Origin of the sequence: Texcoconibacillus texcoconensis (assembly GCF_014202575.1) — a bacterium.
GTDB classification, from domain to species: domain Bacteria; phylum Bacillota; class Bacilli; order Bacillales; family Salisediminibacteriaceae; genus Texcoconibacillus; species Texcoconibacillus texcoconensis.
In genome coordinates, this window is record NZ_JACHHB010000010.1 from 51,236 (window position 1) to 74,258 (window position 23,023).

The 23,023-nt window shown below is 42.9% G+C and carries 18 protein-coding genes; 3 read left to right on the forward strand and 15 right to left on the reverse strand.

The features are described 5' to 3' along the window. Positions 1-48: 48 nt before the first annotated feature. From HNQ41_RS11260 to HNQ41_RS11310, 11 genes are all read right to left on the reverse strand, one after another. Complete coding sequence (locus HNQ41_RS11260; RefSeq protein ID WP_184664544.1) at positions 49-924, reverse strand: PilW family protein; 876 nt, start codon at positions 922-924, stop codon at positions 49-51. A gap of 1 nt (position 925) precedes the next feature. After that, positions 926-1,399, reverse strand: coding sequence for a hypothetical protein (locus HNQ41_RS11265; protein ID WP_184664545.1), 474 nt, complete (start codon positions 1,397-1,399; stop codon positions 926-928). After that, the gene (locus HNQ41_RS11270; RefSeq protein WP_184664546.1) at positions 1,384-1,800 is read right to left on the reverse strand and encodes a type II secretion system protein; all 417 of its coding nucleotides are present in this window, start codon (positions 1,798-1,800) and stop codon (positions 1,384-1,386) included. Before HNQ41_RS11270 ends, HNQ41_RS11265 begins: the two co-directional genes overlap by 16 nt. A gap of 105 nt (positions 1,801-1,905) precedes the next feature. Continuing rightward, positions 1,906-5,163: a fused isobutyryl-CoA mutase/GTPase IcmF gene (gene icmF, locus HNQ41_RS11275; protein ID WP_184664547.1), complete on the reverse strand. Its 3,258-nt coding sequence runs from the start codon at positions 5,161-5,163 to the stop codon at positions 1,906-1,908. A gap of 24 nt (positions 5,164-5,187) precedes the next feature. Then, complete coding sequence (locus HNQ41_RS11280; RefSeq protein WP_343043359.1) at positions 5,188-5,817, reverse strand: TetR/AcrR family transcriptional regulator; 630 nt, start codon at positions 5,815-5,817, stop codon at positions 5,188-5,190. A 5-nt stretch (positions 5,818-5,822) separates the two neighbouring features. Beyond that, complete coding sequence (meaB, locus tag HNQ41_RS11285) at positions 5,823-6,779, reverse strand: methylmalonyl Co-A mutase-associated GTPase MeaB (RefSeq protein ID WP_184664548.1); 957 nt, start codon at positions 6,777-6,779, stop codon at positions 5,823-5,825. A 34-nt stretch (positions 6,780-6,813) separates the two neighbouring features. Next, positions 6,814-7,956, reverse strand: a complete 1,143-nt coding sequence (locus HNQ41_RS11290) for an acyl-CoA dehydrogenase (RefSeq protein WP_184664549.1) — start codon at positions 7,954-7,956, stop codon at positions 6,814-6,816. 23 nt (positions 7,957-7,979) lie between these two features. Beyond that, positions 7,980-9,119 carry an acyl-CoA dehydrogenase gene (locus HNQ41_RS11295; protein ID WP_184664550.1) on the reverse strand — a complete coding sequence of 380 codons (1,140 nt, stop codon included), beginning with the start codon at positions 9,117-9,119 and terminating at the stop codon, positions 7,980-7,982. 25 nt (positions 9,120-9,144) lie between these two features. Further along, entirely contained in the window at positions 9,145-9,999 is an 855-nt protein-coding gene (locus HNQ41_RS11300; protein ID WP_184664551.1) for a 3-hydroxybutyryl-CoA dehydrogenase, read from the reverse strand. 25 nt (positions 10,000-10,024) lie between these two features. Then, entirely contained in the window at positions 10,025-11,200 is a 1,176-nt protein-coding gene (locus HNQ41_RS11305; RefSeq protein WP_184664552.1) for an acetyl-CoA C-acetyltransferase, read from the reverse strand. 148 nt (positions 11,201-11,348) lie between these two features. Beyond that, positions 11,349-13,445, reverse strand: a complete 2,097-nt coding sequence (locus HNQ41_RS11310) for a (Fe-S)-binding protein (protein ID WP_184664553.1) — start codon at positions 13,443-13,445, stop codon at positions 11,349-11,351. A gap of 232 nt (positions 13,446-13,677) precedes the next feature. On the opposite strand from HNQ41_RS11310, the gene cls reads away from it, so the two are divergent. Together cls and HNQ41_RS11320 are read left to right on the forward strand one after the other, a co-directional pair. Then, the gene (gene cls / locus HNQ41_RS11315) at positions 13,678-14,880 is read left to right on the forward strand and encodes a cardiolipin synthase (protein ID WP_184664554.1); all 1,203 of its coding nucleotides are present in this window, start codon (positions 13,678-13,680) and stop codon (positions 14,878-14,880) included. Positions 14,881-15,138: 258 nt separating this feature from the next. Next, on the forward strand, positions 15,139-17,124 hold the full coding sequence (locus tag HNQ41_RS11320; protein ID WP_184664555.1) for a heavy metal translocating P-type ATPase: 1,986 nt from the start codon (positions 15,139-15,141) through the stop codon (positions 17,122-17,124). Here HNQ41_RS11320 and HNQ41_RS11325 read toward each other — a convergent pair. From HNQ41_RS11325 to HNQ41_RS11340, 4 genes are all read right to left on the reverse strand, one after another. Further along, entirely contained in the window at positions 17,080-17,874 is a 795-nt protein-coding gene (locus tag HNQ41_RS11325; RefSeq protein WP_184664556.1) for an alpha/beta fold hydrolase, read from the reverse strand. The two genes, HNQ41_RS11320 and HNQ41_RS11325, sit on opposite strands and share 45 nt — an antisense overlap. 80 nt (positions 17,875-17,954) lie before the next feature. Continuing rightward, positions 17,955-18,128 carry a XapX domain-containing protein gene (locus HNQ41_RS11330; RefSeq protein ID WP_184664557.1) on the reverse strand — a complete coding sequence of 58 codons (174 nt, stop codon included), beginning with the start codon at positions 18,126-18,128 and terminating at the stop codon, positions 17,955-17,957. Between the two features lie 229 nt (positions 18,129-18,357). Continuing rightward, complete coding sequence (gene argS / locus HNQ41_RS11335) at positions 18,358-20,028, reverse strand: arginine--tRNA ligase (RefSeq protein ID WP_184664558.1); 1,671 nt, start codon at positions 20,026-20,028, stop codon at positions 18,358-18,360. Further along, positions 20,006-20,467, reverse strand: a complete 462-nt coding sequence (locus HNQ41_RS11340) for a YwiB family protein (RefSeq protein WP_184664559.1) — start codon at positions 20,465-20,467, stop codon at positions 20,006-20,008. Before HNQ41_RS11340 ends, argS begins: the two co-directional genes overlap by 23 nt. Positions 20,468-20,786: 319 nt before the next feature. Between HNQ41_RS11340 and HNQ41_RS11345 the strand changes: the two genes are divergently transcribed. Further along, positions 20,787-22,886 (forward strand): transglycosylase domain-containing protein, encoded by a 2,100-nt coding sequence (locus HNQ41_RS11345; RefSeq protein WP_184664560.1) that lies wholly within the window; start codon positions 20,787-20,789, stop codon positions 22,884-22,886. Positions 22,887-23,023: the final 137 nt, after the last annotated feature.

Genomic DNA, 23,023 nt, shown 5'->3' on the forward strand with positions numbered 1-23,023 from the left:
ATTTATATAATATGTCCATAAAGGTTTATTTTACCATATAATTTTGTTCTAATTTTCTCCAACTGGTCTATTAATTACTTCACCATGAACGGTTATATCTTCATGTTCTAATATAGCGTCTACATCTTCAAGTTCTTCACCATGTACCACAATTTTTGCATTAGGCCATAATTGCAAATCCCCTTTAAATATTGCAGTTCCTTCATCAACCTTCAAATTTCCATTTCGCACCTTAACGCATTGATCAAATACTGCATCTTGGCCTATTGTGACATTTCCACCTGGCATTATTTCTAATTCTTGTTCAAATGTTGCATCTTTAACTATTGTGGCATTTTTATTTGGCATTAATTTTTCTTCATTTAAGAAGGCGCATGGCCCTTGGACCGTTGAATTCTCCTTTGAAACAATGTCTGCAAGCGTGCATTTTTCTGGTTCTTCTCCATTTCCAGGCGGATCATCATCGATTTCTCGCGTCACAAGACGAGTCCTTGGTTTTGCGGTAAATTGTTGAACATTCACATCGGTTTGTTTTAAAGTAACAAGGTACGATTGATTATCACTTTCTAATATTGAAAAGTCCTCAACATCAGTTAAATATACACCTGTGTTAGTCGTGAGCGTTTGGTCAGCTTCATCATATGTGATAATGAGGGCGTCTCCAGGACGATCGATGGTAAAAGTGTTACCTTCTTGCGCAACGACACCTTCGCCGATTCCTGACTGAATAGCATCAGTAATCTCACTTGCTGCGATTCGATACTGTGTGCGAGATGAAGAGGTTTCCTCTGTTTCAGTAGCGACATTCAGTCCTGTCGACAAGAGTAAAAACGCGGAAGCAGTCACGATCGTTAGTAAACTGAGGGCTGCAAGTAACTCTACTAAAGTGACACCGGACTGATCAGTTTTAAACGAGCGTTTCACTTCACTCCCCCCTTGCCCCCCATTGGACGACTTCCCATTCCTCTAAACGAACAAATGTCTCATCAGCATCTTTAAAAGGATCTACTTTAACATCGATTTGCACTTCGAGATTGTATGTTTGACTATCGTTATGTACACTGACACCTGTCGTGTTCAATAAGACCTCCGCTCTATTTTCTTCTACTTGTTCATCACATGTCGCATCAACGGAAACTGTGCTTTCAAGCTGATCACAAAATGCTGATAGGTCAGATTGCTCTGATAAACTTTCCGCATTTTCAATTTCTGCAAACGCTGTTTCGATATGAGCTTCTGCGTCATACTTTGCTTGCAACTGTTCGTACACCGTTTGATGACTGCGTACTTCATTGACCAAATAGGCAGCAAGAGCCATAAATACGAGCATCAATACTGTGATAACGAGGAGGGCACTCGGTAATGCAACGCCTGTCTGTCCTTTTACTCTTCTGTACATTGATAGGTGCCCTCCTCGATCACATCAACATCATCATACAAACGTGTCTTCAGCTGAGCTTCAACATTTGTACTGCTTTCTGGGCTTACCCTAACTTCGATTTCATACAAATCGGCTTCCCCGCTAGCGCTCTCTATTTCAACCGCTGTTACGTTATCGTCACACAATCTGTCTTCATGTAATAACGCTGTAAATTGTTCTTGGCTATTTGCTGCGCGAATCTCCTCTAAGTAATCTTGCGCAGTCAGCATCGCATCAAGACGTGCTTCATTATTGACACTGGTCTGTACACCATTTGTCATCGCAAAGCCAAAGACTCCTACAAATGTACCAATAATCGCGATAGCAATAAGTACTTCAATCAGCGTAAAAGCGCCTTCGTTTGACGATGTTTTGTTCATCATTTCCCTGCTTTCTTCGATTTTAACCATCGTGAATTTGTTTATAACTATTGTACTAGAAAAAACGCCGTCTTTCTTTAAAAGAGACGACGTTTTTATGAAGGGTTAAATATTTCTTCGGTATTTTCCTCCAATTTCATAAAGGGCACTCGTGATTTGACCTAGGCTTGCGACGCGAACAGTATCCATCAATTCACCAAATAAATTACCGCCATTTGTCGCCACTTGTTGTAAACGTATGAGGGCTTCTTCAGCTTCACTTTGATAGGCTTGTTGAAATGCTTTTAAACGTTCAATCTGTTCTTCTTTTTCCTCTTTTGTTGCTCGTGCCAATTCTAGATCAAACGATTCTTCATCGATTTCTTTCGGATTCAAATACGTATTCACGCCAATGATTGGTAGTTCCCCACTATGCTTTTTGGATTCATAATACATCGATTCTTCTTGAATTTTCCCTCGTTGATATTGCGTCTCCATAGCACCGAGGACGCCCCCGCGGTCATTTATGCGTTCTAATTCCATCAAGACGGCTTCTTCAACGAGATCGGTTAATTCTTCAATAACAAATGAACCTTGGAGTGGATTTTCATTTTTCGCTAAGCCAAATTCCTTCGTAATAATCATTTGGATCGCCATCGCTCTGCGTACAGATTCTTCGGTTGGTGTCGTAACCGCTTCGTCATAGGCATTTGTATGCAAGGAATTACAATGGTCATAGATCGCTAACAACGCTTGTAAGGTTGTGCGAATATCATTGAAATCAACTTCTTGCGCGTGCAAAGAGCGACCAGACGTTTGAATGTGGTATTTTAACTTTTGACTTCGTTCATTGGCGCCATACTTTTCTTTCATTGCAATCGCCCAAATACGACGAGCGACACGGCCAATGACAGCGTATTCTGGGTCAAGTCCGTTGCTGAAAAAGTACGATAAGTTAGGCGCAAAGTCATCAATATCCATGCCACGGCTTAAGTAATATTCCACGTACGTAAACCCGTTAGCGAGCGTGAAGGCAAGCTGGCTAATTGGATTCGCTCCCGCTTCTGCAATATGATAACCAGAAATTGAGACAGAATAATAATTGCGAACGTGTTCATCAATAAAATACGCTTGAACATCCCCCATCATTCTGAGCGCAAACTCAGTCGAGAAAATGCACGTATTTTGTCCTTGATCTTCTTTTAAAATATCCGCCTGCACGGTGCCACGAACGGTTTGTAACGTGTAGGATCGAATGTCCTCGTATTCTTGTTCATTCGGTGAGCGCCCATGCTCTTCTTTAAATTTGTCAACTTGTTGATCGATGGCTGTATTAAAAAACATCGCTAAAATAATTGGTGCAGGACCGTTAATCGTCATCGATACGGACGTCGTCGGCGCACACAAATCAAATCCTTCGTAAAGCTGTTTCATATCTTCAAGCGTACAAATGCTTACACCAGACTCACCGATTTTCCCGTAGATATCAGGACGGTGGTCAGGGTCTTCACCGTATAATGTGACAGAATCAAATGCCGTACTTAAGCGCTTAGCTGGATCATCTTTTGACAAGTAATGAAAGCGTCGGTTCGTACGCGCAGGTGTGCCTTCACCAGCAAATTGGCGTTTTGGATCTTCACCTTTACGTTTGAACGGGAAGACACCTGCGGTAAACGGAAACGCCCCTGGTACATTTTCCTTTCTGAGCCACGTGATGATATCTCCCCAATCGTGATAATGAGGAAGAGCGATTTTGGGAATATCAAGCCCTGATAACGTCCTTGTTTTTAATTCTGTCGTGATGTCTTTTCCACGAATCGTCGTAGAAAAGGAGTCTTGGCGGTAACGTTCTTTTAAAGACGCCCAATCGGCAAGTTCTCTTTTCGTATCATCATTCAATGAATCTTCGTAAGAACGCTTTAAACCTTCTAAGTCTTGTACAGTGGCACTTCCTTGTTCATTCTCAGTCAACGCGGTCATTGCTCCATCTAATTGATATATCTTCCTTGCCCGTTCCGCTTCTCGTTTCGTTTCTTCATGATAATGTCGGATCGTTTCTACTGTCGTTCGCAAATAATGAACCTGATCGGCTGGGATCGCACCTTCCCGCTTTTCAAACGATTCCCCTTCGCCAAATGTTGTTTCCCACTGTTGGCCAAAACGGGTAGCTAATTGATTCATCAGTTCATAGAACAAACGGTTCGTTCCTGAATCGTGAAATTGGTTTGCCATCGTCGGAAAAACAGGCATCGTTTCAGGGGACACATCCCACTTTTCTTGACTTCGTTGCATTTGTTTTCTGACATCGCGAAGGGCATCTTCTGATCCTTTACGGTCAAATTTATTAATCGCAATCAAATCTGCAAAGTCGATCATGTCGATTTTTTCTAATTGTGATGGCGCCCCAAACTCACTTGTCATAACGTAAAGGGAGACGTCTGCTACATCGGTTACTGCGGCATCACCTTGCCCAATTCCACTCGTCTCAACGATAATCGCATCGTAGCCTGCTTTGCGCGCGATTGTAATCGCATCACCGATCCCTTGTGATATTTCTTCGCGTGATGTGCGAGTGGCGAAACTGCGCATAAATACACGCGGTGAATGAATCGCATTCATCCGTATTCGGTCACCTAGTAACGCCCCACCAGTTTTTCGTTTTGTCGGGTCGATCGATAAAATCGCGACCGTTTTGTCTCGGTAGACATGTAAATAACGACGGATAAGTTCATCTGTTAAAGAACTTTTTCCCGCACCGCCTGTCCCTGTAATTCCAATCACCGGTGCTTTTGTGTCCGACTTTTGCTCATTTTCCCAGTCTCTTACCTGATCCACTTGTTCGCCCGTTTGCACTTGACCATATGCGTGCAGCTCTGCTGTTGTTAACCACCGAGCGACTTTTGTAGGGGCCTCACAGGTCACATCCGTTGCCTTAGGCGGCTCGACATCTGTGACGGAAAAGTCGCATGCCTTCAACATTTCATTGATCATACCTTGTAACCCGAGCTTGCGTCCGTCCTCTGGAGAGAAAATTTTTTCGATGCCGTAGTCATGCAGGTGTTTGATTTCTTGCGGAATAATCACCCCGCCACCGCCACCAAAAATGCGAATGTGTTCGGCACCTTTTTGCCTTAGTAAATCGAACAAATATTGAAAATATTCTACGTGTCCGCCTTGGTAAGAAGAAATCGCAATTCCTTGCACATCTTCCTGAATGGCTGCAGAAACGATTTCTTCAACGGAACGATTGTGTCCTAAATGAACCACTTCCGCACCACTCGCTTGTAAAACACGACGCATAATATTAATCGACGCGTCATGACCATCAAACAAACTGGATGCCGTCACAAAACGGATGTCATTTTTAGGTTGATAAGGTTTCATATTTGCTCCCCTTTCAATAAACGTTTAGAAAGGACTTTCAATATCGTGAAAACGAGCAAGCAATTGCTTTACTTGCAGTTTGACGTACTCATCAATCGTCATTTGACTTGCTAGCGCCCAACGTCGGAAAGACCACATATGTCCTGTGACGAGAATGTTATGACACAAAAGTTCACGCTCTTTATCGCTATATATGTTTCCTGGTGTGCATTGCTCGATCTCTTGTTCAAGACGACGTTTCATTTTTAACTCTTTTTCTAATACATACGCTCTTGCTTCATCAGGTAACGACTTGCTTTCTTGATAGAGGACAAGTACTTCGTCTTGCAGTTCATCCATTAAATAGATATACGATTCAATGACTTGTCTTAAACGTTCATACCCTGTTAAGTTTTCATCTATCGATCGCTCCCATTTATCGATGACTTCATCATAGACAGCATCACAAACGAGAAATAAAATATCTTCCTTTGAACCTATATATTCATACAACGTGCCAATACTGAAGCCAGACTGCTTCGCAAGCGCTCGTGTCGTCGTTTTATGAAATCCATTTTCCTTAAATAATGTCACAGCGGCTTGAATCATTTCGCTTCGACGCTGTTTGATTAATTGATCATCTTTCACTAGGGAAGGGATTTGCTTTTTATCCACTTCTTTCACTCCTCTGCTTGTTGTTCTATACGTTCACACCACTCGTGAAACAAATTTTCCGCAGCTTGAGAAGGAGCTAATTGGCGGTCACGCACTTTTGTTAACTGTTGATTTTTGTAGTCCGCCATTTCTTCCAATTTGCTCATCACCATTGATTGAAAGCGGCGAATCACAATGGTCTCAACTTGGCTGAGCCTTCGCTCTGTATGTTCACTACTTGAATGTAAAAACTCACGATGGTGCAAAATTGCTGAATAAAGCTTTTCCATCCCCTCTCCTGTCGTTGCAACCGTCTCATGAGTTGGAGGGCGCCAATCGGCATCGTGATACGTCAAATCTAATAAGTATGAGAGTTCGTTCTGCAATTGTGAAACACCTGGTAAATCTGCTTTATTAATCGCAAAAACATCGGAAATTTCCATAATTCCAGCTTTAAAGGCTTGAATGACGTCTCCGCCTGATGGATAAAGAACAAGCGTCACTGTATCTGCTGTTTTGACGATATCTAGTTCCGCTTGACCGACCCCGACAGTCTCTACAAATATGACATCAAAACCGTAGGCTTCCATGACGATGAGTACATCTTGGCAAGCTTCCGAGAGTCCGCCGAGGCTTCCACGTGTCCCCATGCTGCGGAAGAAAACTTTGGTGTCTCCTTCATGGCGGTTCATTCGTACGCGGTCTCCGAGTAAAGCGCCTCCACTAAACGGACTTGTTGGGTCAACAGCAAGAACAGCAACGGTCTCATCTTTTTTTCGTGAAACGTTGACCAGTTCACTTACGAGAGAGCTTTTCCCTGCACCTGGCGACCCTGTGATGCCCACTAGATGGCTCTTACCACTATAAGGGAACAGCTCAGCTAGCAACTGGTCTTTTTGCTCATGTTCATCTTCAATCCATGTAATCGCCCGTGCGAGGGCTCGCTGGTCTCCTGCTAGAATGCGCCGGCTTAGCTCAAGCATGTAGCTGCCCCCTCTCCTCGATTAAGAATATGTTCTACTCACTCAACAGCATTTTTGAGATAACAAGCCTTTGAATCTCATTTGTCCCTTCATAGATTTGCGTTATTTTTGCATCGCGCATGTAACGTTCTACAGGATAATCTTTCGTATAACCATAGCCACCAAAGACTTGCACGGCCTCCGTCGTTACTTCCATTGCCGAGTCACCTGCGAAAAGCTTCGACATGGCTGATTCTTTACCATATGGTAGTTGCTGGCTTTCTTTCCACGCTGCTTGATATGTGAGTAACCTTGACGCCTCAACTTTCGTCGCCATATCTGCAAGCTTAAAACTAACCCCCTGTTGTTTAGCGATCGGCTTTCCGAACTGCACGCGTTCTTTTGCATAGTCAGTTGCTGCATCTAATGCGCCTTGCGCAATACCAAGCGCTTGGGCAGCGATGCCGTTCCTTCCACCATCGAGCGTTTTCATCGCAATCTTAAAACCTTCCCCTTCTTTTCCAAGCAAGTTTTCCTTTGGAACACGGCACTGATCAAAGATGATCTCTACAGTTGGTGAAGAGCGAATACCGAGCTTGCTTTCCTTTTTGCCAAATGAGAAACCAGGCGTACCTTTTTCAACGATAAATGCACTGCAGCCTTTATGTCCTTCCTCAGGTTCTGTCATCGCAAAAACGACATAGATTTCTGCTTCCCCACCATTTGTAATGAAAACCTTCGATCCGTCTAGAATGTACTCGTCGCCATCACGAACCGCTGTCGTTTTCATGTTTGCCGCATCACTTCCGGACCCTGGTTCAGTTAAACCGTATGCGCCCATCTTTGTTCCTTCTGCGAGCGGTCGCAAATACTTTTGCTTTTGGTCTTCATTTCCGTACATATAGATTGGCCAACTGGCAAGGGAAATGTGGGCAGACAGTGTCACGCCTGTAGAAGCGCAGACGCGCGATAGTTCCTCGACGCTAATGACGTAGCTGACGTAGTCAGCACCGATGCCTCCGTACTCTTCCGGCCAGGGGATCCCTGTCAAACCTAATTCCGCCATCATACGAAAGAGATTGCGATCAAAACGCTCTTCTTCATCACGTTCAGCTGCGGTCGGACCAACTTCGTTTTCCGCGAATTCTCGAACCATCTTACGAATCATTTCTTGTTCATCCGATAGAAGAAAATCCATTCCCTCTCCCCCTCATTTCGTTTCTAATTAGCAAGCAACGCTTTACCGATCACGTGCTTTTGGATTTCACTCGTTCCTTCGTAGATCTCACAAACTTTAGCGTCACGGAAAAATCGCTCGACTGGGACATCGGTTGTATAGCCATATCCACCAAACAGTTGCACAGCTTCCGTCGTCACTTTCATAGCTGTTTTTGAGGCAAATAACTTCGCCATCGACGCTTGTTTTCGCGAAGGCAACCCTTTGTCATAAAGGTTTGCTGCACGGTAGGTGAGAAGTTTTGCTGCTTCTATGTTGGTCGCCATATCTGCAAGTTTAAAAGCGACCCCTTGCTGTTTTGCGGGCTGACCGAATTGTTTTCGCTCCTGAACATACGACTTCGCTTCTTCTAACGCCGCTTCCGCTATACCGAGAGCTTGGGCTGCAATGCCAATGCGACCTGCATTTAAATTGGCCATCGCAATGGCTAAACCATCCCCTTCATTGCCAAGAAGTTGCCTCTCAGGGACAGACGCATCTTCAAATGTAAGCGAAGTCGTATTCGACCCTTTTAAGCCCATTTTCTTCTCTTTTTTCCCAACCATGAATCCTGGGGTATCCTTTTCAACGATAAAAGCGCTAATATTTGACTTTGAACCTAGCTGACCCGTGCGTGCAAACACAATGTACGTATCCGCCTCTCCCCCGTTTGTAATAAACACCTTTGAACCATTTAAAATATATTCATTTCCCTTTTTAACAGCTGTCGTTTTTAATGCAGCAGCATCGCTTCCTGCACCTGGTTCTGTTAAGGCAAATGCACCGAGGTACTCTCCGCGAGCTAATTTTGGTACGTAGTGTCTTTTCTGCTGTTCTGTGCCAAATGTGTAGATTGGTTTTGTACCGACAGATGTATGGACCGACAAAATAACACCGACTGCAGCACTCACTTTTGACATTTCATGAATTGCTAAAATATAAGAAGTAAAGTCCATTCCTGAACCACTGTACCGTTCAGGGAGTGGAACGCCCATTAATCCGATTTCCCCCATTTTTTTAATAAGGTGACGCGGGAACTGATCTGTTGCTTCCATATTGGGTACTTCTCGAGCAACTTCGTTTTGTGCAAATGTACGAACCATATGACGCATCATTTCTTGCTCATTTGTCGATTGTAAGTTCATTTGCACACCTCCTTCTCAATGCAAATCACCTTTCATATACATAAAATCCACGACCTGTTTTTCGGCCAAGCCAACCTGCTTTTACATATTTTCTAAGTAGCGGACACGGGCGGTATTTATCATCACCGAAACCTTCGTGAAGGGTTTCCATAATATATAAACACGTATCAAGACCGATAAAATCCGCTAGCGTCAGCGGGCCCATCGGATGGTTCATACCGAGATTCATGACTTGATCGACATCTTGAGGCGAAGCGACACCTTCATAAACAGTAAAAATCGCCTCGTTAATCATCGGCATAAGAATTCGATTTGATACAAAACCTGGGAAGTCACTTACGTCAACGAATACTTTTTGGAGAGCCTTAGCCATTTCTTCGACCTTTTCGTAGACTTCTTCTGAAGTGGCAAGCCCACGGATAATTTCTACGAGTTTCATGACGGGGACGGGGTTCATAAAGTGCATACCTATCACTTGATGCGGTCGCTTCGTTTCTGCAGCAATTTCTGTGATGGGTAACGATGATGTATTTGTGGCTAATATTGTTTCCGGAGGGGCAAATTCATCAAGTTGCTGAAATAATGTTTTTTTCACTTCCATATTTTCGACGACAGCTTCAATCACGATATCAGCTTCTTCTGCTCGTTGCAGCTTTGTCGTTGTTTCAATCCGCGCATTGATTCGCTCTACTTCATCGGCAGCGATACGCCCTTTATCGATTTGGCGTTTTAATTGTTTGTTAATTGCTTCACTACCTTTTTGAACATACCGTTCGTTAATATCGTGCAGTATGACTTGATAACCATTCGTTGCACAAACTTGCGCGATCCCTGATCCCATTTGTCCTGCGCCAATGACCATCACGCGTTGAATGTCCATGTTATTCCTCCTTCGTTTATGTCGTTTAGACACGAACCATTACAGCATCTCCTTGACCACCACCGCTACAAATTGCGGCAACACCTATTCCTCCACCACGACGGCGAAGCTCGTAAATGAGTGTTAAAATGATTCGCGCACCACTTGCACCGATTGGGTGACCTAAGGCGATGGCTCCGCCATTGACATTTATTTTCTCCTCATTTAGCTCTGCAATGTCACTGCTAGCTAATACGACAGCTGAAAATGCTTCGTTTATTTCAAAAAGGTCAACGTCATCTGCAGTCATGTTCGTTTGTTTTAATAGTTTGTTGATAACAAGCCCTGGTGTTTTCGGAAAGTTTTCTGGTTCAACGGCTACTTGACTATGAGCGACAACTTCCGCTAACGGTTGCCACCCCTTGGCTGTCGCATGTTCGTCGCTTGTCAGCAACATGGCCGCTGCACCGTCATTGACCGCCGGCGCGTTTCCTGCCGTAATCGTACCGTCAGAGGCAAACACTGGTTTTAAGGTGGATAATTTCTCAATATTCGTATCTGCGCGCGGGCCTTCGTCTTCACGAATGACCAGTGGATCTCCTTTTCTTTGCGGCACTTCAACAGGGGCGATCTCCTCTGCGAAATTCCCTTCAGCGATTGCACGAACAGCTCGTTCGTGACTACGGTACGCCCACTCATCTTGACGTTCTCTTGTAAGACGATATTCACGTGCCACGTCATTTCCGTATTTCCCCATGTGAGCGCCTGTAAATGAGCAGGTTAACCCATCATGAACCATTAAATCGTGAAAAGGCTGCTCTCCCATGCGAAAGCCAAACCGTGCCCCTTTCACGAAAAAAGGCGCATGACTCATCGATTCGATCCCACCTGCCACGACAACAGAAGCCTCATCTGCTTGCAGCAACATGTGACCAAGTGTCACACTTCTCATGCCAGATGCACATACTTTGTTTATCGTCTCTGATTCAACGTGCCAAGGGATACCTGCTTCATGCATCGCTTGCCGTGACGGTAATTGCCCTTGACCTCCTTGTAATACCGAGCCGATGAGTACGTGACTAATGTCATCACTTTTCACGCCACCCCGATTCAACGTTTCCCGGATCGCTTTCCCCCCTAAATCAGCAACCGAAAATGAAGATAACTTCCCACCTAACTTCGCAAAAGGGGTTCTGGCGCCACTGACAACCACTGTTTTCAAACCAACCCTCTCCTTTCACTTAAAACAAAACCTGTACGATTGAGCGTTCAATCAGAGGATTTGAAAATCAATTTCAACAGTTAGGATGCCTAACGTTCTTGCTAGACACCCTAGTTTTCTAACTCTTCAACCTTTACAGTTTCATTCCTTAAGCGTTTTCAAAATCCTTTTTTATTTCTAGTGAACGCTCTAAAATTTCAACAATATCTGACGTGTTCACTTCTTCTTCCACTTCTTTTGACTTTGTGCCGTCGTTTAGCATCGTTAAGCAATACGGACATGCACTACTAATTGTCGAAGGTTTTACAGCTAGTGCTTGTTCTGTTCGCGCCTCATTAATGCGTGTTCCTGTTTCTTCTTCCATCCACATCATGCCGCCACCAGCTCCACAGCAAAGGCCATCTTCACGATTTCTTTCCATCTCGACGACTTTGACTCCTGGAATGAGGCGGAGGATTTCTCTTGGCGGATCGAAGACATCATTGTAACGCCCTAAGTAGCAAGAATCATGGTACGTAATCGTTTCGTTCACTTCATTTATTGGCTTGAGTTTCCCTTCCTTCATCCAATCGTAGAGAAGCTCTGTATGATGGTACACTTCGGCATCTAGACCAAATTCAGGGTATTCGTTTTTTAATGTGTTGTACGCGTGCGGGTCGATGGTGACGATTTTTTTTACATCATGTTTTTGAAACTCTTCTATATTTGCGGTTGCAAGCTCTTGGAACAAAAATTCATTGCCGACTCGACGCGGTGTATCTCCTGAATTTTTTTCCTTATTTCCGAGAATCGCAAACTTCACGCCTGCTTCATTCATCATCTTTGCAAACGATTGGGCAATTTTTTGACTTCTGTTATCGTATGATCCCATGGAACCGACAAAGAACAAATATTCGAAGGTTTCACCTGCTTTTTTCAACTCTTTGACTGTCGGTGCATCAATATCTTCGCGCCCTTCACGCCATTTTTCACGCTCTTTACGATTGATCCCCCACGGATTACCTTGACGTTCTATATTTGTAATTGTCCGCTGCACGTCTTGATCCATCTTTCCTTCAGTAAGAACAAGGTAACGGCGCATATCAATGATCTTATCAACGTGCTCGTTTGCAACTGGGCACTGGTCTTCGCAGTTTCTACATGTCGTGCATGCCCAAAGTTCTTCTTCTGTAATGACATCACCGATCAAATTGATTTCATTTGGGTCAATCGTTGCTGCAACCTCGCCTTTTGCGGATGCGATTTGATTTCCGTTCGTATTTTTAAATGCAAACGCTGGCATCCATGGCTGTTGTGAAGTGATGGCAGCACCTTTTTCCGTCAAGTGGTCGCGCATCTTCACGATTAAATCCATTGGAGAAAGCATCTTGCCAGTCCCGGTTGCAGGGCACATATTCGTGCAACGCCCGCACTCGACACATGCATAGAGATCTAGCAACTGCTTTTGGTCAAAATCCTCAATCATGTTTTTGCCGAATTTCTCGGCCTCTTCATCTTCGAAATTAATCGACTGCAGCTGACCTTTTTCATGGGTCGGCCCTAACCAAACATTCGCAGGGCCTGCAATTAAGTGGGCATGTTTTGATTGCGGAATATATACAAGAAATACGAGTAAAAATAAGAGATGTATCCACCAAAATAAGAAAAAACCTGCTGCTGCCGAGGTAGGCCCTAACCATGTGAACACTGTTGCTATTGATGAGGCGATCGGTTCAGCGATTGTCGCCTGCTTACCTAGCCAGATCATCTCCATCCCTTTAGCAAATAACTTTGAAATCATTAAACCTGCAATAAAGATCAGGACGAGCCCTGCCTTAAAATTTCGTTTAAGACGAACGAGCTTTTCAACATAACGTCGGTAAAACGCCCATAGAACCGCAAACAAAATCATAACGACGACGAGCTCTTGGAAAAAAGTGAAATATGGATAAACAGGGCCTAACGGAAGATGCGAACCAATTGCAAGCCCTTTCCAAATCACGTCAATCGCACTAAACTGTACAAGAATAAATCCATAAAAAAGCATGACGTGAATGATTCCGCTTTTTTTATCTTTTAATAACTTTTGTTGACCAAAAACTTGTGTAAGAACAGCTTGCCACCTTTCTTGTACTGTTCGTTTGAATTCCGCTTTTTGTCCAAGCTTAATATAAGCCAATCGCGACCTTACAAGTTTGCTAAATAAGTAAATCGCATATCCAGTCACAAGGAGGAACAGAATCCAATTCAAGAAGACGAGGTTCATGACAACAACTCCTTTCTAAGAAGACTCGTTAAAACAGGTTTTCAGAAAATATAAATATTCACGACAATCATTTAACACACCCTCGTTGTGAATGAGCATTCACTCAAGATCTTTTTCGCTTCCACCCACCTTGTGATTCCTAGTCACATTCTTATGTGTACGAGAGTAATTTCATGACGATTTGGGCAAATTACGGTTATGATTTTGATACTGAACGTAAAGGAGCCCTATAATGACATTACTCTTTTATATAATCCTCGCTCTTATCATTATGATATTTTTTGTCATCCTCGACTTTAAGCTAGGAAAACAAAAACACCGTAAGAGCATCCCTGCTTACGAAGAGCCTGAGATGAGACAAAGTGAATGTACATTTTTCGCTCATGGCGATGAATTATTCGATCATTTATTTGCAAGCATTCGCCAAGCGAACGATCACATACACATGATGTTTTATATCTTTCGGGAAGATAATATTGGCAAAAAAATGTTATCACTCATTGAAGATAAAGCAAAAGAAGGTGTGGAAGTCCGGCTGCTCGTCGATTGGGTAGGATGGAAAGTATCTAGAAAAACAAAAAAACGTCTCCTACGTGCCGGTGTCAGTGTTCAGCAATCAAATCGTCCACGTTTCCCTTTCATCATCTATAAATTAAATGAGCGTAACCATAGAAAAATTACCGTCATTGATGGAAAAAAAGGATACCTTGGCGGATTTAATGTCGGAGATGAATATTTAGGACGTGATCCTAAGTTTGGTTTGTGGCGTGACTACCATTTGTTTATCGAAGGAGAATCCGTTTCCGATTTGCAGGAACAATTTTTACTCGATTGGAAACAAAACACGGAAGAAGCGATTGAAAAAAATCAACGGCTGTTTCCTTCATTGCAACCTGGTTCCTTAAAAATGCAATTGAAGGCCTCAAATGGTGCGTATGTTGAAGAGTCATTTGCACAGTTGATTAATCAGGCTAAACGTTCACTATTTATCGGTAGTCCTTATTTCATACCTGGGGAAGCACTGCACGCCCGACTCATTGAAGCTGCAAAACGTGGCGTCGATATCCAAATCTTATTGCCCAAAAATCAAGATCACCCCTTTGTGCAAGAAGCTGCATACCCGTACTTCAAAGCCTTATTAGAAGAAGGATGTGACATCCACCAATTTTATCGCGGTTTTTTTCATTCAAAAGCAGTGATTGTCGACGATGAAATTTGTGATATAGGGACAGCCAATTTTGATTTGCGAAGCTTCCATATTAATTATGAAATGAATTGCTTCATTTACGATGAACAATGGATCGAACAAATTAAGCAAGAAATAAAAAAAGACCTCGTTTATAGTCAACGAGTGACGTTAGAGGACTTAAAAAAGCGTAGCGTATTCGATCGAATGAAAGAAGTTATTTCCAGTACACTCGCCCCGCTCCTGTGAATTTTTTATATTTTTAACATCTATCTTCCAAAATGGTTCAACTTTATCAAAAAACGTCGTATACTAAGAGCAAGATGATAATAAACTATACAAATTTAAAATCATTGTAGCACCTAAAACTAAATCACAATCTCTAACTCATAAGAGAGGATGGCTTTTCAAAGGCTGCGCCTAGTGTCGCAATTTGAAGTCATCCTCTTCGTCATTTGAGAGGAGAAATGACACTGATTTTTCTTATCATTTACAGGAGGGGAGCATATGAAAAACGAAGAACAACGGACAAATTTTTCATTGGCAGCTTGTAAACGCGCGTGTTCACACGGGGTTAAGCAAAGCTTAGGACCTCATCGTGAGTTGACCTTTGCATTGTTTGGTGGTCTATTCATGGTCATTGCATTCCTCTTTGACCAAACTGGCTACCTTTGGACAGCGACGACCATTTATGCCATCTCCTACCTTATTGGAGGATATTACAAAGCGAAGGAAGGACTCACCGACTTATTTCAAGACAAATCACTTAACGTCGAACTTTTGATGATCATCGCCGCCATCGGTGCCGCTTCTATTGGCTATTGGGGAGAAGGTGCAGTACTGATCTTCATCTTTGCATTGAGTGGTGCCTTGGAAACTTACACGCTGCAAAAAAGCGAAAGTAACTTATCCGCTTTAATGGAACTGGCTCCTCATGAAGCCAACTTGCTTTCTGGAAATGGAGAAACAAACGTCGTCCCAGTAAAAGAATTAAAAATCGGGAACCACATTCTTGTTAAACCTGGCGAGCGTGTCCCAGCTGACGGTGAAATTGTCTCGGGAACGAGTACCGTAGATGAATCCGCAATCACTGGTGAATCGATGCCTGTTCATAAAAATGAAGGTGGTGTCGTTTATAACTCAACGATGAATCAACGAGGCGTCCTAACGGTATCTGTCACAAAAGAAGATGAAGATTCATTATTTCAAAAAATGATCGCGCTCGTTCAAGAGGCAAAAGAAAGTCGCCCCCCTTCACAACGATTGATCGAAAAACTAGAAGGGCCTTATGTAATCGCCGTATTAGCGCTTGTTCTTATAAGCTTTCTTTTCACTTATTTAGCGCTAGGCTGGACTTTTGAAACGGCACTTTACCAAGCAATGGTATTGCTTGTCGTTGCTTCCCCTTGTGCCGTTGTCGCGTCGATTATGCCTGCGATGCTTGCTGCCATTTCTAACGGAGCAAAACAAGGCGTGTTATTTAAGTCAGGGATCTATCTTGAACAATTATCAAAAATGAAAGCCATCGCGTTTGATAAAACAGGAACGTTAACGGAAGGAAATCCAAGGTTAACAGACGTCCGATTAAAAGAAGGCATCGATGAAACGGATGTGTACAATGCCATTGCTTCGATCGAGATGCGTTCTGATCATCCGTTAGCCTCGGCGATTATTAACGGTATGAAAGAACGGCAAGACATCTCATTTGTTGAACCGACTGATTTCGAAGATACCCCTGGTTGGGGGATTGCAGCAGGTGTTGACGGTTATACGTGGCGAATTGGAAAAAAAGCTTTTATGACTGGTGATACAGCACGATTTTCCTATATTGAAAAGGAGTGGTCGAATACAGGAAAAACGATCGTATTCGTAGAAAGGGACGAGGAAGTACTCGCAGCGCTCGCACTAAGTGATATCGTGCGTGAACATACCCGAGCAACAGTAGCAGCTATTCAAGACAAAGGCATGCATACGGCCATGATTACTGGTGACCAAGAAGCAACGGCAAAAGCGATCGCAAACGATATTTCTTTAGACACGTGGCTAGCAAATCGACTTCCCGAAGATAAGGTCGAAGCCGTTGAAACGTTACAAAATGATTATGGAAAAGTCGCCATGGTTGGTGACGGTGTCAATGATGCGCCCGCTTTAGCAAAGGCGGACATCGGCGTTGCGATGGGATCTGGTACAGATGTCGCCCTTGAAACAGCAGATGTCGTGCTGATGAAAAACGACTTAACAAAAATGAATGAAATCATTCATTTATCAAAACGACTCAATCGTATCGTTGCACAAAACTTGATCTTCTCTATGAGTGTGATCATTTTACTTGTCATCGGAACGTTTTTTCAAAATGTATCATTACCGCTTGGCGTTGTTGGTCATGAAGGTAGTACACTTATCGTGATTGCCAATGGGTTGCGGCTGTTACGAACGAAGCGAAAACAGTCAATGCACCAACTCCCCGACTTCAACGCGCCGACAAAAGCTTAACACAATCGCGTTTAATTCACGGGAGAACCTTGTTGGCACTTGATGCTTAGCACGAGATACGTAGACGACTTCGACAGGAGCTGGAACACGCTTTTTAAACGCTTCTTGGTATTCGTGCACGTAATCATCCTTGGCACCATAAATGAGCAAAACTGGACATTTAATGTATGACAAACGTTCCGTTGCCTTATACTCGAGGCCAATTTGATACATTTCCGCCAGACGTTCTGGCTCCGTCCGTTGAATATACGCTCGTAATTCGTCACGATGCTTCTTCTCTTTTTCATGGGCCTTAGATAACACGTTGGAAAGAAACGTCGTCGCCTTTAGCTTTGCTGTCAAAATGCCAATTCTAAATTGATTTTTTAATAAAATCGTATGAACATCAGCAAAACCACCACTTAAAATCAACCCACGTACACGTTCCGGATAGTGAATCGCTAATTCTTGTACGATCGATCCACCGTTTGAGTAACCAAACACGTACGCCGATTTGACAGCGCAAGCATCGAGAACCCGACAAACATCTTCAGCTAATAAAGCCATTGTCAGTGATTCTTCGCCTGCTTCACTTCTCCCGTCTCCGCGCAAGTCGAGCGTGATGACAAAAAAGTGCTTTTTTAATGCATCGACTTGGTGACGAAATGTTACATGTCCCATACTCGGCGGATGAACAAAAACGAGCGGTGGTCCTTCACCGCTCGTTTCATAATAAATACGCGTTCCTGTATGTTCAGGCGTATATGGCATACGAACGATCCTCCTTATACAAACACTTGTATTGTTAGTGTTAGCATAAGTTTGCAGAATCATGTATGCGCTTAACAAAATTATTTACCAAACCATTGTGCGATTTGAGGTGCTAAATGGATATAACCTAAATAAATCCCTAAGATGCCCATAATGCCTGGAAATGCTGGTGGCGCAGGAACTGGTAGACGAATAACCCCAAATATGATACCGACAATTAAACCTGCGAGTACTGCTAATATTGATTCTTGCATGTTTTCACCTTCTTTTTATGATTTGTTCTTAGTAAGCGCTTAATTTTTTTCGACACTTTTTGCAAACCCTTTCTTATCTTAACAGAAAGATGTTCGTACATCTAGTGTTTTCCATATTTCTTTTTTATACTCACAAAATTGGTTTTCTTCACTTCTTATAATTTGTATGCAAAAAAATAGATCAAGACCCAATTAATAAGGCCTTGACCTAGTTGATATGCGTTTTTACTTACATTCTTTCAGGAGCAGATACTCCGATCATCTTCAACCCGTTTTGTAACGTCAACTGCACGGCTTTAATGAGCGCAACACGGGCTTCTGTAAGCTGTTGATTGTCTTTATGAAACACTTTTTCAGCATTGTAGAAGCTATGAAGGCGCTGAGCTAAGTCGTAAACGTAGTTTGTTAAGCGGTGTGGTGACATTTTTTCAGCAGCATCTGCAATCGCTTGTGGAAACATCCCCATCTTCTTCAACAAATCAACGTCTTTTTCTGATGTAAGAAGTGATACATCTGTTGTTTCATCGACGTTAATGCCTGCTTCATCTGCTTGACGGAGCATGCTGCAAATACGTGCATGCGCATATTGTACATAATAAACTGGGTTTTCGTTTGACTCTGCTCGAGCAAGGTCCAAGTCAAAGTCAAGGTGCGTATCAGAACTACGCATCGCAAAAAAGTAACGTGTCGCATCAATACCGACTTCTTCCATAAGATCACGCATCGTCACCGCGTTACCCGTACGTTTGCTCATTTTTACTTTTTCACCATTTTCAAATAGGTTAACCATTTGAATAATTTGAACGTCTAGCTGATCTGGGTTATAGCCTAGTGCTTCAACTGCAGCTTTCATACGCGGGATGTAGCCGTGGTGGTCCGCTCCCCAAATGTTCACGAGCTGCTTGAAACCACGACGGAATTTATCTTGGTGATAAGAGATATCCGGCGTTAAGTACGTATAGCTGCCGTCACTTTTTACGAGCACACGGTCTTTATCATCACCGTAATCTGTGGAACGGAACCAGACCGCACCATCTTGCTCATATGTGACACCTTTTTCCTGTAATACATCTAAAATTTGATCAATTTTCCCATCACTATAGAGCGACGTTTCTGAGAACCAGTTATCAAAGCTCACACGGAACGCTTCAAGGTCAACTTTCAATTGATCGAGTTCTCGTTTCAAGCCGTACTCACGGAAGAATGAGCGACGCTCTTGTTCGTCTGCATTAACAAAACGGTCATTGTACGTTTCAGCAATTTCCTTTGCAAAACCGCGGATATCTTCACCGAGGTAACCATCTTCAGGCATATCAGCTTCATATCCTAACGCTTGAAAATAACGAGCTTCAATGGATACAGCTAAGTTATCGATTTGATTGCCGGCATCGTTAATGTAGTATTCACGCGCTACTTCATAACCCGCTGCATCGAGAATGTTACACAACGTATCGCCGACTGCAGCACCACGGGCATGTCCTAAGTGAAGGTTACCGGTCGGGTTCGCTGATACAAACTCTACTTGAATAGGGTGATTTCCTCCATAGTCGGATCTACCGTACGCTTCACCATTTTCAAGAACAGTCTTTACAACCTCTGTAATTGAATCATTGCGTAAGAAAAAGTTAATAAAACCTGGCCCTGCAATATCGATAGACGCAATAGATGCAGACTCTTGATCGATTTGTGCCACAATCGCTTCCGCAATTTCACGCGGTGGCTTCTTGGCAATTTTCGTTAACTGCATAGCCATGTTCGTGGCATAATCACCGTGATTTTTATCTTTCGGTGTCTCAAGAACGACTTCTGGGCATTCTCCCTCTGCCGCTAATCCACTCTCAAGCACCGCTCGTGTAATTTCTTCTTTTAATCGCTGTTCAATTTCCTGAACTTGATTCATCGTTCTCCTCCTTGATTTTAACCTGCATATCGTGATAACCCGCTTCTTGCCCTTGTAAAAACAACTCATAACCGACGTGAAGGGAACCAGTTTTTTGGACAGGGTCCCACTCAACATCTACGTGTTTCGTTTTTGTCACCATACTTAATGGACCGTAAGGACTTTGATACATTCCTTCAGTTTCTTGATTTGAAATAAAACGCTGCTTCATCTCTACATCACCGTTCCGAATGACAGTCATTTCACCAGTTTGCGCTTTAATCGTTTGTCGAATCGATGCGTTATCATCGGTTTGTTCATCAAATCTGAGGAACAATCCAGAAGACTTTTCAAACAACTCACCAGCTGCAAACCAACGATTTGTATGCTGCCGACCTTCGTCATGGATCACAGTTTTCATTTCAATTTTCACGGGCACCTTATGCGTTGTGTCGCTCATTTAACGATCCCTTTCCTTTATCCAATACGAACATTTGTAACTAACATATTATAGCTGATACGAGGAAGGTAATTCAAGTCTCGGTAAGCAATGCCAAGTCCTCAACCGATCATTTGGTGTTCTTCGCTGAATCAGACGTTTTCTTGAAATCCATGCCTAGTATAATCGATTCTTTTTAAAAAGCAAATCACACAACCTTTATACATTCACGTATATCCCAATTCCTCCCGTGGCAAACTATGGAAGGATTATTTCATTTTTCGTTCAATCACTAATCGTTAATCATCAAGATGATCCCATATACAAAGAGGTGGATGCGATGGAGGTTCTTACAAGACGCGCATATCGACGTAAAAGAAGGTTCCTTCGACGAACAATTCGTTTCGCTTTACTAGTGACGGTACTTATTATGGCAGCAATTGCAAGTATACTCACGTATGCTTATGTACAAGAACCTCCGCCACTAACAGTTTCAGAATCGAGTGTTGTCTATTCTAGTAATGATGAAGTTATTGGAGAGTACCATCTAAACGAAAATCGGCGTTGGGTGTCCCTAGACGATATCGACGATTCAGTCATCCAAGCAACACTTGCCGTAGAAGACCGCAAATTCTTTGAACACACCGGTTTTGATATTACTGGTATTGCCCGAGCAGGCTTAACGAATGTAATGTCTGGTTCCATTACTCAAGGAGCGAGTACGATTACACAGCAATATGCTCGAAACTTATTTTTAACACATGACCAAACGTGGGTAAGAAAATGGAATGAAGCGATGTATGCATTGCGCCTAGAAATGAATTATTCAAAAAAAGAAATTCTAGAAGGTTATTTAAACACGATTTATTACGGTAACGGAGCATATGGCATCGAAGCTGCCGCCAACGAGTATTTCGGAAAGTCAGCTAAAGATCTTTCCGTCTCAGAAGCAGCACTGTTGGTCGGCATTCCGCGCGGACCGAGTATTTATTCACCATTTATTGATGAAGAGCGCGCTAAACACAGACAACATACTGTTTTAAAAAGAATGGACGAGGAAGGGTACATTACCGAAAAAGAACGCTACGAATATCAAGAACAATCCCTTTCTTATGCACATAGTGAGGGGGTAGAAAACGATGGTATTGCTCCCCATTTCCAAGATACTGTTTATCAGACGCTCGTCAATACGTATGGGATCGATCCAGAGAAACTACAGTCAGGAGGACTTGAAGTCCACACAACGATCGATACAGATATGCAACGTAAAGCAGAGGAATGGGTCCGTAAAGAAATCCCTGAAGATAGTCAGCTAGAGAGTGCTCTATTGGCTCTTGATCCACGAAACGGAAAAGTTCGTGCGATGGTTGGGAGCAAGGATTATCAAGAAAGTCAATTTAACCGAACGACTCAAGCGCTGCGTCAACCTGGGTCTACTTTCAAACCGATGTTATACGCAGCTGCCCTTGAAAATGGATTAAATCCTGCATCAATGTTAAAAAGTGAAGAAACAACATTTTTATACGATGAAGGGCGTGAAGACTATTCACCGGGAAATTTTGGTGATAGCTATGCAGATGACTTCATTACAATGCAACAAGCTCTAGCGGTTTCAGATAATATTTACGCCATGAAAACGCATTTCTTCTTAGGCTTTGACACGCTTGCTGATATTGCAGAACGTTTCGGTATTTCTACACCTTTAGCTACTAACCCATCTCTTGCTTTAGGGACAGGACAAGTATCAATGATAGATATGGTGAACAGTTACAGTCCCTTCGCCAATAAAGGAAACAAACCAGAACCAATTATGATCGAAAAAGTGATCAATAGCGATGGAGAGATATTGGTGGAAAACGAACCTGAATCTAAATCAGTCATCGACGCTGATATTGCCTATGTCATGACCGATATGTTAACAGGGATGTTTAATAACGACTTAAGTGCTGATTATGCATCAGTGACTGGTAGAAGTGTGCGTCACCTAATTGAACGACCGGTCGCTGGGAAGAGTGGTTCAACGTCGACTGACAGTTGGATGATCGGATATACACCTCAACTTCTCGGTGGTGTATGGGTTGGTTATGATGAAAAAGACAAACTTAAATATGAAGATACACAACATGCAAAAAGAATTTGGGCGCAATTTATAGAAGATGCATTGAGCGAAGAGTTGACATTGCCATTTTCTAAACCTGACGGAATCATCGAAGTTGACATCAACCCAGAAACAGGTCGTTTGGCAACTGAAGACTGCCCAGTCCAACACACGACTGCATTCATTGAAGGAACCGAACCTTCTATCTATTGCACAAAACATCTTGGAGATAAAGATGAAGAGGAGCAAGACAATTATCGCCAAGAAAAACGCGACCGTGAAAAACATAAAAAAGAACGGTTTATGGACAAATTAAAGAAATGGTTTGAAGGATCATCTTGATATGATTTTGATGATCGCAAAGCGTTTCTGAATGAGTGGGACGTTAAACAAAAGGTACGTGTTCAGTTATCGGGGTGAAAACACCGTATTTAGGGATGCAAATCGCATTGCGTTTAGCATCCCTATTTTCATTGGTG